This is a genomic window from Luteimonas sp. GW821-FHT14E02 (genome assembly GCF_058803905.1).
The window spans coordinates 1-542 of record NZ_JBXAPK010000022.1 but is presented as its reverse complement, the minus strand read 5'-3'; the positions used below and the strand labels follow the sequence as shown (position 1 = coordinate 542).

At 67.5% G+C, this 542-nt stretch carries 1 protein-coding gene; it reads left to right on the top strand.

Going from position 1 to position 542, the window contains the following annotated elements; genetic code table 11:
- Nucleotides 1-542: DUF11 domain-containing protein (locus AC1RNP_RS19050; protein WP_493052866.1), on the top strand; the 542-nt coding region annotated here is incomplete at both ends.

Sequence of the window (542 nt, the reverse complement as noted above, 5' to 3'; positions counted from 1 at the left end):
ACCGGCACGATCCAGGCCGACGGCGCCTTCAGCAACAGCGCGACGGCGACACCGACCGAGACCGACCCGAACACCGGCAACAACACCGGTACTGACGGCGACAACACCACGCCGACCGCCGATATCTCGGTCACCAAAACGCTGACCACGGCGGGTCCGTTCCAGACCGGCCAAACGGTGACTTATACGGTGACGGTGGCCAACGCCGGTCCGAGCACCGCGACCAACGTGCAGGTGACGGATACTCCGACGAACCTGACGATCACCGGCGTGTCCGGCGGCGGCTGCACGGCATTCCCGTGCACGCTCGCCAGCCTGGCCTCGGGCGCAAGCGTGACCATTACGGTCACCGCGACGATCAACGCGCAGGGCACGCTCCAGAACAGCGTGACGGCGACGACACCGGATCAGACCGATCCGAACCCGCCGGACAACACCAGCACGACGCCGCCGGAGACGGCGGGCGGTGTGGCCGATGTGTCGGTGGTGAAGACGCTGACGACGGCCGGTCCGTTCCAGACCGGCCAGAGCGTGACGTACAC